Here is a 12,799-nt window from a genome sequence, read left to right on the forward strand (position 1 = left end):
ATAGGTTGACGGCATGGCCCGCGCCCAGTTCAGCGCAGAGAGCACCCGCAGCGGTGAGTTCGTCCGCCAGCCCAACCGGTTCACCGGTCGGGTCACCCCGCACTCCACCTCTCCCGAGGGCGGCGGCCCCGACGACCAGGGCCGCTGGCCGCTGGAGGCCGGCCGGTACCGGCTCATCTGGTGCCGGGCCTGCCCGTGGGCGCACCGGGCCCGGATCGTGCGCAACCTGCTCGGGCTGGAGGACGTGATCTCGTTGGGCACGGTCGACCCGATCCGGGACGAGCGGGGCTGGCGGTTCGCGCTCGACCCGGACGGCTTCGACCCGGTGCTGGGCATCAGCTTCCTCTCCGACGCGTACCTGGCCACCGACCCGGACTACACCGGCCGGGTGACCGTGCCGGCGCTGATCGACACGCTGACCGGCCGGGTGGTGACCAACGACTACCCGCAGCTCACCCTGGACTTGTCCACCGAGTGGCGGCGGTTCCACAAGCCGGGCGCGCCAGACCTCTACCCGGTCGAGTTGCGCCCGGAGCTGGACGCCCTGATGGCGGAGATCCACCGGGACGTCAACAACGGCGTCTACCGGTGCGGCTTCGCCACCTCGCAGGAGGCGTACGACGAGGCGTACAGGGCGCTCTTCGCCCGGCTCGACCTGCTGTCGGAGCGGCTGTCCGGGCGCCGCTACCTGATGGGCGACCAGATCACCGAGGCGGACGTGCGGCTGTTCACCACGCTGGTCCGCTTCGACGTGGCGTACCACGGGCACTTCAAGTGCAACCGGCAGAAGCTGACCGAGATGCCGGTGCTCTGGGCGTACGCCCGGGACCTGTTCCAGACCCCGGGCTTCGGCGAGACGGTGGACTTCGACCACATCAAGCGGCACTACTACGCCACCCACGACATGATCAACCCGACCCGGATCGTGCCGCTCGGACCGGACCTGCACGGCTGGACCACACCGCACAGGCGTGGCTGATCCCGGCGCCGCCCGGGCCGCCGCCGCGTCGGCCGCCGCCGGCTGCGTCGTGGCCGGCACGGTCGCCGTGACGGTCGCCGTCGTCGCCGGTCCCGGTCCGGGCCTGACCGGGTACGTCAGCGAGGCCGGCGTCACCGACAGCGGGTACGCCGGGGCGTACCGGATCGGGATCTTCGCCCTGGCGGCGGCGCTGCTGCTGCTCGCGGCGGCGCTGCCTCCGGCGCTGCGGTCGGCGGCGGTCCTGCTCGCCGCCGGTGGGACCTGCACGGTGCTCTCTGGCGCGGTGACGTGCAGCGCCGGCTGCCCGCTGCCGCCGTTCGAGGCCGCCACCATGGCGGACCTGGTGCACGGCGGGGCCAGCGTGGCGGCCACGGCCGCGGTGGTCTTCGCGATGCTGGCGCTGGTGCTCGCCCCGGCGGCGGGCCGGCCGCTGCGCCGGATCGCCGGAGCCGGCGCGGCGCTGGCTCTGCCGCTCTCGGGGGCGATCGCGCTGGCCATGCTGGTGGTGGGCCGCGGCGAACTGGTGGGGGTGTTGGAGCGGCTGCTGCTGGCGGTGGCCGCCGCCTGGGGCCTGGCCACGGCCACCGCCCTGGGGCTGTCCCGCCGACCGTGACGAACGGATGAACTCTGCCTGTAAGGAGCATCACGGCGGTCGATCCTTCCGCCTGTGGACTGGCTGGGAGTAGCATCCGCAGGCGATGACCAACGTCTGGCACCTCACCGAGCGCCTGTACGTCGACCTCCGACGGCAGGCCAGCGGCGTCTGTCCGGCGCAGCCTCGTTCCTGACGCTGCCCTGACCGCCCCCTCTCCAGACCTTGGACGCATCCTCATGGCTTCCGCCCTGCGCAAATTCCCCTTTTCCCTGCAGATCCTGCTCGGCCTCGTGCTCGGCGTGGTGCTCGGCTTCGTCGCCCGCGCCAACGACGTCAGCTGGCTGACCAGCACCCTCGACACGGTCGGGCACCTCTTCGTCCAGCTCCTCAAGCTGGCCGTGCCGCCGCTGGTCTTCACCGCCATCGTGGTCAGCGTGGTCAGCCTGCGCGGCGTGGCCAACGCGGCCCGGCTGGCGCTCAAGACGCTGCTCTGGTTCGGCATCACCGCGCTGATCGCGGTGAGCCTCGGCATCGGCATCGGCCTGCTCACCGACCCGGGCAAGGGCGTCACGCTCGACCTGGCCGGCGCCGCCGCGCCGAAGAGGACCGGCTCCTGGACCGACTTCCTCACCGGCATCGTCCCGACCAACCCGATCGGGGCCTTCGTGGAGGGCAACGTCCTCCAGATCGTCTTCCTCGCCCTGGTGGTGGGCGCCGCCGCGATGCTGATCGGCGAGGCCGCCGAGCCGTTCGTGGCGCTCAACCGGTCGCTGCTGGCCATCGTGCAGAAGGCGCTCTGGTGGGTCATCCGGCTCGCCCCGCTCGGCACGCTCGGCCTGATCGGCAACGCGGTCGCCTCGTACGGCTGGGACCTGCTGGCCCCGCTCGCCAAGTTCACCACCGCCGTCTACGTCGGCTGCGCGATCGTGCTCTTCGTGGTCTACCCGCTGCTGCTGGTGGCCGCGGGCCGGCTCAACCCGCTGCGCTTCTTCGCCGGCGCCTGGCCCGCCATCGAGCTGGCCTTCGTCTCCCGCTCCTCGGTGGGCACCATGCCGGTGACCCAGCGCTCGGTCGAGCGGCTCGGTGTCCCCCGCGAGTACGCCTCCTTCGCGGTGCCGTTCGGCGCCACCACGAAGATGGACGGCTGCGCCGCCATCTACCCGGCCCTGGCCGCGATCTTCGTGGCGCAGGTCTTCGGGGTGCACCTGGGCATCACCGACTACCTGCTGATCGCCTTCGTCTCGGTGGTCGGCTCGGCCGCCACGGCCGGCCTCACCGGCGCGATCGTCATGCTCACCCTGACCCTGAGCACGCTGGGCCTGCCGCTGGCCGGTGCCGGCCTGCTGCTGGCGATCGACCCGATCCTGGACATGATCCGCACCGCCACCAACGTGGCCGGGCAGGCGCTCGTGCCGACCATCGTGGCCGCCCGCGAGGGCACCCTCGACCGGACGGCGTACGACTCGGCCGGCAAGCGCGACCTGGTGGACGCGGACGAGGCCGACCGCCCCGCGGAGCGGCTCGCCCCCGTCCCCGCCTGACACCGCTGGTGAGGGGCCCCACCCGGGGCCCCTCTCCGTGTCGTTGGAGGATCCCGACATGAGTGCCCTGTTCACCCCGCTCGCCCTGCGCGGCGTCACCCTGCCCAACCGGGTCGCCATGGCGCCGATGTGCCAATACAGCGCCGGCCCGGACGGCCTGCCCACCGACTGGCACCGGATCCACCTCGGCTCCCGCGCCGTCGGCGGGGTCGGGCTGATCATCACCGAGGCCACCGCCGTGGTGCCCGAGGGGCGGATCAGCCCCCAGGACACCGGGCTCTGGTCCGGTGCGCACGTCGACGCGTGGCGGCCGATCACCGCGTTCCTCGCCGGGCAGGGGGCGGTGCCGGCCGTGCAGCTGGCGCACGCCGGGTTCAAGGCGTCGACGTACCGGCCGTGGGCCGCGGACCGGGGTGGCGTGCCGGACGCCGAGGGCGGCTGGACGCCGGTCGGCCCCGGCAGCGAGCCGTTCCTGCCCGACTATCGGCGGCCGACCGCGCTCGACGAGGCCGGGATCGCCCAGGTGGTCGAGGCGTTCGCCGTCGCCGCCGGGCGGGCGCTGGACGCCGGCTTCCGCGCCGTGGAGATCCACGCCGCGCACGGCTACCTGCTGCACGAGTTCCTCTCCCCGCTGACCAACCGGCGCGACGACGCGTACGGCGGCGACCGGGCCGGCCGGATGCGGCTCACCCTGGAGGTGGCCCGGGCAGTCCGCGCCGCCGTCGGTGCGGCGGTGCCGGTGCTCACCCGGATCTCCGCCACCGACTGGGTGGACGGTGGCTGGACCGTCGAGGACAGCGTGGTGCTCGCCGGCGAACTGGCCGCCGCCGGGGTGGACCTGGTGGACGCCTCGTCCGGGGGCGCCTCGGCCGGGGCGAGCATCCCGGTCGGCCCCGGCTACCAGGTGCCGCTGGCCGCCCGGATCCGCCGCGACGCGGGCGTGCCCACCGGCGCGGTCGGCCTGATCGTCGAGCCGGAGCAGGCTGAGCAGATCGTCGCCGGCGGCGAGGCCGACCTGGTGCTGCTCGGCCGGGAGTTGCTGCGCGACCCGTACTGGCCCCGCCGCGCCGCCGCCAAGCTCGGCGCCACCCCCGACTGGCCGAACCAGTACACCCGCGCCTTCTGACCCACCCCGACCACCCTGGCCACGCGGGCCGGGCGCCAGGTCGATCATGAGGTTGGCGGGGCGATTCGCCCCTTTCGTCCCCGCAACCTCATGATCACGGATGCCGGCGCCCGGGGTGGTCTGGTCAGCCCGCCAGGTGGGCCCAGTCGGTTTCCAGGTCGCGCCACGGCCCCTGCGCCACCACCGCCCCGTCGACCAGCACCACGACGTGGTCCGCCCGGACCAGCGCGGCCCGTTTGGCGGTCGACCCGACCACGGTCACGCCGTGCTCCCGCAGTGCCGCCCAGAGCGCCAGCTCGGTGGTGACGTCCAGCGCGGACGACACGTCGTCGGCGACCAGCAGCTCGGTACGCGGCGCCAGCGCCCGGGCCAGCGCCAGCCGCTGGAGCTGCCCACCGGAGAGCCGGGTGCCCTTGTGCCCGATGAGGAGCCCGAGTCCACCGCCGGCGGCGGCCAGGTCGTGGTCGAGCTGGGCGGTCGACACCGCCTCGGCGGCGTCCACCTGGTGCCCGAGCGCGATGTTGTCGGCCACGGTGCCGGAGAGCACCCGGGGCAGCTGGCCGACGTAGCCGACCTGGTTGGGGCGGAGGAACAGTTCCGGCTCGGTCACCGGCTCGCCGTTCCAGCGCAGCGCGCCGGTGTGGTGGACGATCCCGGCGAGGGCCCGCAGCAGCGACGACTTGCCGGATCCGACCGGCCCGACCACCAGCACCAGCTGTCCCCGGTCGACGGTGAGGTCGACGTCGCGGACGGCGAGGGTGCCGTCGGTGTGCAGCGCGCCGAACCCGGCCAGCTCCAGCCGGCGCAGCGGCCGCCGGGCCGCAGGCACCGGGGCCGGGGCGGTGCCGGCCGCGATGTCCACGCCCGGCACCGTCGCCGAGTACGCGGCCACCCCGGCCATCGCCACGGTCCGTCGGGTCCACACCCGCGCCGACGGGTAGTGGGACACCAGCGCGGCGGTGGTCCAGGCGAACCAGCGGGCCGCGCCGAGGGTGGAGACGGCCACCAGCACACCGCCGGCGGAGAGGCCGCCGGTCAGGTAGAGCGCCCACGCCCCGATCGGCAGCAGCCCGCTGGCCATCGACGGAGTGGACCGCGCCCACACCTGCATGGCGATCTCCCGGCGCTGCCGGTCGCTGCGGACGACGTCCAGCCGGGCGAGGTGGTCCAGCACCGGGCGGGTGGCACCGGCCAGTTTCACCGTACGGGCCGCCGACAGCGAGGACACCAGGGCGGTCGCGAACGCCGCCCGCGCCTTCACCGTGCCCCGGGCGGTGCGTTCCAGCCGGGGGCCGAAAAGCGTCGCGGCCAGGCCGGAGATCACCATCGTGCCCACGAAGAACAGCCCGGGCACCACGCTGCCGGTCACCGCGACCATGCTCACCAGCAGCGCCAGGGCGATGAACTGGTCCATCAGATTGTCGGCGAGCTGCACCACCCGGTCGGTGTCGCCGCCCTGGGCCACCACCTCCGCCGGGGTGTGCCCGCTGACCCGGCGCGGTCCGGTCTGCCCGTGCACCAGACGCGCGCTGATACGCAGCATCTGCCGGACCCACCACTGCGGGAACCGGAGGTTGGTGAGGAACGGCAGGGGCAGGATCAGCAGCAGCGCGGCGGCGATGCCGAGCGCCGGCAGCCACGGGTCGCCGCCGTCGACGACGTCCGCCCACAGCCAGGGCAGGATCGAGCCGTCGAGGCCGAGCAGCAGCATGACGACGAACATGGCGACCGAGGCCAGGCCGTAGCGGGGGTCGTTCAGGCCCAACCGCAGGATCTCCCGCATGGTCCGCGCAGGTGGTGCGGGTGGCGCCGGCGGCGGATCGGTCTTCGGTACGGCCACCGGTCGCTCGGCCGGTGCCGGCGCGACGGTTGCCCCCGACTCGTCGTCCCACTCGCCGGCCGGCGCGGGCAGCAGGTCCACCCCACCGCGTCCCGCGGTCGCGGCGGCGTACGCGCCGGCATGGCTGTGTGCCAGCAGTTCGGCGAAGCGTTCCGACTTCTGCAGCGGGCCGGCCTCCAGCACCGCACCGTCACCCATCACCACGACCTCGTCGCAGCGGCGCACCGAGGAGAGCCGGTGCGCGATGACGATGCCGATCCGGCCGGCGAGCAGCCGCTCGGTGGCCTGGCGTACCCGGTTCTCGGTGACCGGGTCGAGCCGGGCGGTGGCCTCGTCGAGGATCACCACCTGCGGGTCCCGGACCAGGATCCGGGCGAACGCCACGAGCTGCTCCTGCCCGGCGGAGAGCGCCTGCCCGCCCTCACCGAGCCTGGTGTGCACCCCGTCGGGCAGCTCGGCGACCCAGCCGCCCAGCCCCAGCTCGCCCAGCGCCCGGGGGGCTTCGTCGAGCAGGTCGGGGTCGAAGAGGGCGACGTTCTCGGCGAGCGTGCCGGCCAGGATCTCGGTGCGCTGCGGCACCACGGCGACCCACTGCCGCAGCCGCTCCACGTCGAGGTCCACCAGGTCGGTGTCGCCGAGGAAGACGGTGCCGCGCGGCACCTCCACCGCCCGGGTGAGCACCTTGGCGAGGGTGGACTTGCCCGACCCGGTCCGCCCCACCAGGGCGTAGGACCGGCCACGGGCGAAGGTGAGTCGCACGTCGCGCAGCGCCGGGCCACGGTCGGCGTCCGAGGTGGCGGGGTAGCGGAAGGTGAGCCCCCGCACCGTGAGGTCGCCCTCGGCCGGGGCGACGCCGCCGGCGGGTTCCTGGCGGGCGTCGGAGAGCAGCTGCACGCGGGCCCACGCGCCGAGCGCGTACTGCAGGTGCGGCACCCAGCGGGCGATGTGCTCGACGGTGGCCCCGAAGGCGAGGGCGAGCAGCCAGATCGCAGTGAGTCGGGTGCCGTCCACCCGGCCGGTGGTGAGCGCCCACGCCCCGGCGAGGACGACGGCGGCGATGCCGGCCCGGATACCCCCGCCGGCGACGGTGGTGACCTTCGCGGACATGAGGAACACCCGCTTGCCGCGGGCCAGCACCTCGGCGGCGCGCCGGGCGTACAGCCGCAGCACGTACGGCTGGGCGAGGCTGGTCCGTACGTCGTCCTGGCCGTGGACGGCCTCCTCCATCACCGCGGCGAGATCGGACCAGGCCTCTTCCTCGGCCATCCGGGCCGGGCCGATGCGGGCGGTCGGCCGGCGCAGCACCACGCCGAGCAGCACGGTCAGCACCACCATGCCGACCCCGGCGGGCCACCAGACGAAGAGCGCGCTCACCGTGGCCAGCAGGCAGACCGCCAGCCCCTGGGCGAGCCGTACGCCGGTGTTCCGCAGCTCGGAGGCGACCTGGTAGACGTCGTTGTCGATGCGGTCGAGCAGCTCGCCGACCGGGGTGGTCTCCAGGGTGGGCAGGTCCTGCCCGAGGGCCACCCGGCAGAGCCGGCGGCGTACGTCGGCCGACCAGTCCGCGGTGACCCGGGCCATCACCAGCCCGATCACCAGGTCGCTGACGACGACGGCGACCAGCGCGGCGGCCAGCAGCACGAACCAGCCGGACGACCGCTGCACGAGGACCGGGCCGGCCAGCGCGGAGGCGGCCGCCTGACCACCGGCGCCGAGGACGGTCAGGAACCCCACGAGGGCCATGCGGCGAGGTGCGGTGGCCCAGAGATCTCGGAGCAGGCGCATGGACAGTCCTCCGGACTCGGGTCGATGGGGGCGGTACCCCCAGCCTTCCGGCCCGGTCGCGACCACTCAAACCATTTACGTGCGGTTCACGTCTGGGCGACCCGGCGGACGATGCCGAGCAGCGCCTCCTGCACGTCCTCGATCGGCCGGTCCGGCTGGAAGACCAGCCAGTCCACGGCCACCACCAGACCCACGCCGAACAGCGCCGAGCTGGCCGTACGCACGTCCAGGTCGGCGGGGAGGTCACCGCTGGCCACGCCGGCCCGTACGGTCTCCGCGATCACCTCGATGGCCTCGCCGCGCAGCAGCCGCAGGGTCTGCTGCCACTCGCGGTTGGTACGCCACATCTCGGAGAGCAGGAGCTGGGCGAAGGCCCGGTAGCGGCGGATGTACTCCAGCTCGGCGCGGACCAGCGCGGCGAGCGCCTCGCGGGGCGGCAGCCCGGCGACCGCGGCGCGGAAGTCGGCGGTGAGCAGGCCGATGCCGTGCCGCAGCAACTCCTCGAAGAGGACCGTCTTGGACTCGAAGTTGTAGTAGACGGTCCCCTTCGCCACCCCGGCCCGGGCGGCGATGTCATCCACGGTGGTGGCGGAGAAGCCCTGCTCGGCGATGAGCTCCACCGCCGCCACGAAGAGGCGCTGGCGGGTGTCCTCCCGTCGGCGCGACCGTCCGTCCGTCACTCGCCCTCCCCGTCGACCCGTCCGGTGCGGGCCGCCGGAGCGACCCGCGCCGGGGCCGGGCGCCACCGCCGTACGGCCCATGAGCATCCTCACATGACCAGTTCGGGGTGCAGCTTGGCCGGGGTGAGCCGGCGGGACCGGCGCGCCGCGCCGACGGTGAGCGCCAGCGCGCCCGCCCCGAACGCGACCAGCACCAGCGCCCCGGCGACCACCGGCCCGCCCGGGCCGCCGTTGATGGTGTGCCGCAGCCCGGCCACCACGTACGTCATCGGCAGCCAGGGGTGGATCGCCTGGAAGAAGCCGGGCGAGGTCTGCACCGGGTAGGTGCCGCCGGAGGAGGTGAGCTGCAGCATCAGCAGGGCCAGCGCGGCGAGCCGGCCGGCCGGGCCGAGCGCCACGCCGAGCAGCTGCATGATCGCGGTGAACGCCAGCGAGGTCAGCGCGAGCAGGCCCAGCGTCGCCATCCGGTGCTGCGGGTCGAGGCCGAGCACCAGGGTGACCACGGCGAACAGCACGGCGGACTGGGCCAGACCGATCGCCGCGGCGGGCAGCCAGCCGGCGAGGGCGACCCGCCAGCCGGGCGCCCCGGACATCACGTGCCGCCGGTTGACCGGCCGCAGCAGCATGTACGTGATCATCGCGCCGACCCAGAGCGCCAGGGCCAGGAAGTACGGCGCGAAGCCCACCCCGTACGAGCCGGCGGGGTGGTGCGCGGTGCGGAGCAGGCCGACCGGGTCGCCGAGGATGCCGGAGCGGCTGTCCGCGTCGTGGTACCCGGGCAGCTTCCGCTCACCGGCCGCGAGCCCGTCGGCGAGGTCGCCGGCGCCGCTCTCCAGCTTGGTCAGCCCGTCGGCGAGCCGGTTGCTGCCGCTGCTGAGCTGGGCCAGGCCGCCGTCGAGCTGCCGGGCACCGGTGGCGAGCCGGTAGAGCCCGCCGCGGAGCTGATGGGCGCCGTCCGTGGCGCTACCCAGCCCGTCGCGGAGCTTGGCGCTGCCCTGGGCGAGGGTGTTGAGCCCGCTGGCGAGCTGGTCGACCTGGGCGCGGGCGGCGGCGACGTCGTCGGCCAGGTGCGGCGCCGCGGCGGCGACCGCCCGAGCGGTCTGCTCGACCTCGGTCATCTGCTTCTTCAACGCCGTGAGGTCGGTCCGATCGAGGGCGGAGGTCATGGCGCGGGCCGCGGTGACGGCGTTGTCGGCGGCCCGCCGCGCGGCGCCGAGGTCGGGGTCGTCGGCCAGCTCGGGGTGCGTCTTGACCACGGCGTCGAGGCGGTCGCGGACCTGCTCGGCCTGGGTCACCACCTCGTCGGCCCGGGCCGGGAGCGCGTCGAGGCCGTCGGCGAGCGCCTGCGCGCCCTCGGCGACCAGGCTGGCGGCCCGCTGGATGTCGGCGGCGTTCCGGCGCAGCAGCGGCTCGTACCGGTCGGCGGCGGCGTCCACCTTGGCCGCGGCGGCGCGGGTCTCGGTGGCCGCGCGGTTGGTGCCGTCGGCGATCTGTGCCGCGCCGGTGTAGAGCTGGTCGAGGCCGCCGGCGAGCTGCTCCGCTCCCCGCACGGACTGGTTGAGGCCGCCCGCGAGCTGCCCGGCGCCGTCCTCGGCGGTGCCCAGCCCGTCGGCGAGCTGTCCGGCCCCCTGCTGCGAGGCGCCGAGCCCGTCGTGGAGCTTGCCGGCCCCGTCGGCGGCCCGGCCGGTCTCGGCCTTGGCGTCGGTGAAGCCGATCAGCATCCGGTCGAAGTACGACGCCGCGGTGCTCTCCGCGGCGGCGGCCCGGATCTCGCTGAACGCGGAGCGGGCGAGCAGCCCGGACAGGTAGTTGGTGGCGTCGTCGTTGACCACCTGCAGCTCGCCCCGGCGGGCCGGCTGGTCCGGTTCCGGACTGGCGACGAGGGTGGCGGAGAAGTCGGCGGGGATGGCGAAGACCAGGTGGTACCGCCCGTCGCGCAGCCCCTCGGTCGCGTCGGCCTGGTCGGTCACCGTCCAGCCGAAGACCTTCCGGTCCAGCAGCTCGTCGGTGAGGTCCCGCCCGGCGTGCACCTCGCTGCCGTCGCCGGCCTTCGCCGGCCGGTCGGCGTTGACCAGGGCGACCGGGATCCGGTCGAGGTTCCCGTACGGGTCCCAGAAGGCGTAGAGGTAGAGCGCGCCGTAGAGCAGCGGGATGACGGTGAGGACGGCGAGCGCGGCGCGCGGCAGCCGGCCCCGGGTCATCCGGCGCAACTCGAAGAGCGCGAGTCGAACGACGCTCATGCCGGCACTCCGCTCCGCTCCGTGCCGCCATGAGGCACCACCACACTGAACCTGCTGATTCGCTCGCTGCGCTCGCTCATGCCGGCACTCCGCTCCGCTCCGTGCCGCCATGAGGCACCACCACACTGAACCTGCTGATTCGCTCGCTGCGCTCGCTCATGCCTTCACCTCGGCGGTCTGGTCCCGGTCGGCCGCGATGCGCGGCGCGACCAGGGCGGGGGTGGGGAGGGACGGGTCGCCGATCCGGTGCACGATCGCGGTGGCGCCCGGCTCGACGGCCCGGCCGCTGGCGATCACCGCGTACCCGCGGTCGGCGAGGCGGGCCAGGGCGGCCCAGATCCACTCCCGCTCGGGGGCGTCGGAGCCGGCGTCCACGTCGTCGGCGACGATCAGGCTCGGGCCGCTGAGGCTGGCCAGCACCAGCCCGAGCACCTGACGCTCGACGGGGGTGAGGTCCCGGCCGTACCGGTCGGGGTCGAGCGGAGCGTCGGTGAAGCCCGCGCCGGCGATCGCGGCGGCGAAGGCGTCCCGGCGGTACGCCCGGCGGGCCCGCACGGCGGCGACCGGGACGAGTTGCCGGCGGCGGCGCGGCACCGGCCCGAGCAGCAGCAGCCGCTCCTGAATGTGCTCGGCCACGGTCAGTGTCGGGTCGGGTTCGTGCACGCCGACGACCTGCCCGAGCGCCGCTGGCCCCCGGCGGCGCAGTTCCCCGTCGGTGTGCGGGAAGCGCCCGGCCAGGGTGAGCAGCAGGGAGGTACGCCCGCTGCCCGGCGGCCCGGTCACCGCGTGCAGTTCGCCCGCCTCGGCGGTGAGGTCCACGTCCCGGTACACCCAGCCGCGGCGGGTCCGCAGCCCGAGCCCGCCGGCCTCGACGATCTTCATCGCCCCGTCCTGAAATCTAAACTGACTGGTCAGTGCAAAAACATGTCCAGCATAACGCCGGCTGTCCGGTTCGACGCAATTCGGGGCGGCGTGATCCCGGCCATGCCGCAGGCCAGCAGGCGACCGCTGTGCCGAGGCGTGGAGAGGACCCCTCAGAAGAGGACGGTGGCGAGGGTGCCCACCGGGCGGAAGCCGCAGCGCTCGTAGACCCGCCGGGCGGGCAGGTTGAAGTCGTTGACGTAGAGGCTGACCGTCGGGGCGACCCGGATCAGCGCGTCCCGCACCACCGCCGCCATGGCCGCCGTGGCGATCCCCCGGCCCCGCCACTCCGGCGCCACCCAGACCCCCTGCACCTGGGCGGTCCGCCTGGTCACCACGGCCAACTCGGCCTTGAAGATCACCTTGCCGTCCGCGAACCGGGCGTAGGCGCGGCCCGCGCGGACCAGGTCGGCCACCCGCCGCCGGTAGCCGCGCCCACCGTCCTCGGCCAGCGGCGAGACGCCGACCTCCTCGGTGTACATCGCCACGGCCGCCGGGAAGAGCCGATCGACCTCACCGCTGCGCACCCGGCGCACCTCCGGGTCGGCCGCCACGGCGGGCAGGGCGTCCGTGGCCAGCAGCGGCTGGTTCGGGCGTACGTCCCGAGCCGGCCCCCAGTATGCGGAGAGGCGATCCCAGAGCCCGAGCACCGCGTCGGCGCGGCCGACGATCGAGGAGCAGAGCCGCTCCTCGGTGCTCAACTGGTCGGCGAAGGCCGCCACCGCCGGCGCCGTGGCGAGCACCGGCGTCAGGTTGCCACCCAGCCAGCAGATCGACTCCAGGTGGCGGCGGGAGCCGTAGCCCAGGATCCGCCCCTCGGCCCGCCACCAGGCCAGCCCGCGGGCCGCCACCCGCTCGGCGACCTGCGCGCCGGCATAGGGGTCGAGGTCCAGCAGCCGCTCGACCGCGCGGCGCTCCGACTCCCCCAGTTGGCGTACCGGCACCGTCAGCACGGATACCAGCCTGCCAGATGCACCCCGGCGCGCGCGGGCTGACCTGCGGACCGCGACGGGATGTCCGGCCCCGGATCGCCGAGCGGCGACTCAGCCGGCCGGCGGCCCCGGCGAGCTGCCGCCCCGGTGACCTGCGGCG

The 12,799-nt window shown here is 74.6% G+C and carries 9 protein-coding genes; 4 read left to right on the plus strand and 5 right to left on the minus strand.

What is annotated here, in order from left to right; genetic code table 11:
* Positions 1–13: 13 nt before the first annotated feature.
* From ABZ783_RS01475 to ABZ783_RS01490, 4 genes are all read left to right on the plus strand, one after another.
* A complete protein-coding gene (locus ABZ783_RS01475) occupies positions 14–979 on the plus strand; it encodes a glutathione S-transferase C-terminal domain-containing protein (protein WP_357433609.1) in 966 nt (321 codons plus the stop codon).
* Complete coding sequence (locus ABZ783_RS01480) at positions 972–1,592, plus strand: DUF998 domain-containing protein (protein WP_357433611.1); 621 nt, start codon at positions 972–974, stop codon at positions 1,590–1,592. The genes ABZ783_RS01475 and ABZ783_RS01480 overlap by 8 nt, the downstream gene beginning before the upstream one ends.
* Before the next feature lie 230 nt (positions 1,593–1,822).
* Complete coding sequence (locus ABZ783_RS01485) at positions 1,823–3,115, plus strand: dicarboxylate/amino acid:cation symporter (protein WP_357434293.1); 1,293 nt, start codon at positions 1,823–1,825, stop codon at positions 3,113–3,115.
* Between the two features lie 58 nt (positions 3,116–3,173).
* Complete coding sequence (locus ABZ783_RS01490) at positions 3,174–4,241, plus strand: NADH:flavin oxidoreductase/NADH oxidase (RefSeq protein WP_357433613.1); 1,068 nt, start codon at positions 3,174–3,176, stop codon at positions 4,239–4,241.
* A gap of 124 nt (positions 4,242–4,365) precedes the next feature.
* Here the strand turns inward: ABZ783_RS01490 and ABZ783_RS01495 are convergent, their stop codons facing one another.
* From ABZ783_RS01495 to ABZ783_RS01515, 5 genes are all read right to left on the minus strand, one after another.
* Positions 4,366–7,866, minus strand: coding sequence for an ABC transporter ATP-binding protein (locus tag ABZ783_RS01495; RefSeq protein ID WP_357433615.1), 3,501 nt, complete (start codon positions 7,864–7,866; stop codon positions 4,366–4,368).
* Between the two features lie 86 nt (positions 7,867–7,952).
* A complete protein-coding gene (locus ABZ783_RS01500; RefSeq protein ID WP_357433617.1) occupies positions 7,953–8,546 on the minus strand; it encodes a TetR family transcriptional regulator in 594 nt (197 codons plus the stop codon).
* 89 nt (positions 8,547–8,635) lie between these two features.
* Positions 8,636–10,786, minus strand: coding sequence for a YhgE/Pip domain-containing protein (locus tag ABZ783_RS01505; protein ID WP_357433619.1), 2,151 nt, complete (start codon positions 10,784–10,786; stop codon positions 8,636–8,638).
* 156 nt (positions 10,787–10,942) lie between these two features.
* A complete protein-coding gene (locus tag ABZ783_RS01510) occupies positions 10,943–11,668 on the minus strand; it encodes an ATP-binding cassette domain-containing protein (protein WP_357433621.1) in 726 nt (241 codons plus the stop codon).
* Positions 11,669–11,820: 152 nt separating this feature from the next.
* The gene (locus tag ABZ783_RS01515) at positions 11,821–12,660 is read right to left on the minus strand and encodes a GNAT family N-acetyltransferase (RefSeq protein WP_357433623.1); all 840 of its coding nucleotides are present in this window, start codon (positions 12,658–12,660) and stop codon (positions 11,821–11,823) included.
* Positions 12,661–12,799: the final 139 nt, after the last annotated feature.

Origin of the sequence: Micromonospora sp. NPDC047738 (genome assembly GCF_040642675.1) — a bacterium.
Lineage (GTDB): Bacteria > Actinomycetota > Actinomycetes > Mycobacteriales > Micromonosporaceae > Micromonospora.

Excerpts from the sequence above, each read along its gene's own strand:
- ABZ783_RS01510 (WP_357433621.1), bottom strand. The coding sequence starts at position 11,668 with ATGAAGATCGTCGAGGCCGGCGGGCTCGGGCTGCGGACCCGCCGCGGC.
- ABZ783_RS01490 (WP_357433613.1), top strand. The coding sequence starts at position 3,174 with ATGAGTGCCCTGTTCACCCCGCTCGCCCTGCGCGGCGTCACCCTGCCC.
- ABZ783_RS01495 (WP_357433615.1), bottom strand. The coding sequence starts at position 7,866 with ATGCGCCTGCTCCGAGATCTCTGGGCCACCGCACCTCGCCGCATGGCC.
- ABZ783_RS01505 (WP_357433619.1), bottom strand. The coding sequence starts at position 10,786 with ATGAGCGTCGTTCGACTCGCGCTCTTCGAGTTGCGCCGGATGACCCGG.
- ABZ783_RS01475 (WP_357433609.1), top strand. The coding sequence starts at position 14 with ATGGCCCGCGCCCAGTTCAGCGCAGAGAGCACCCGCAGCGGTGAGTTC.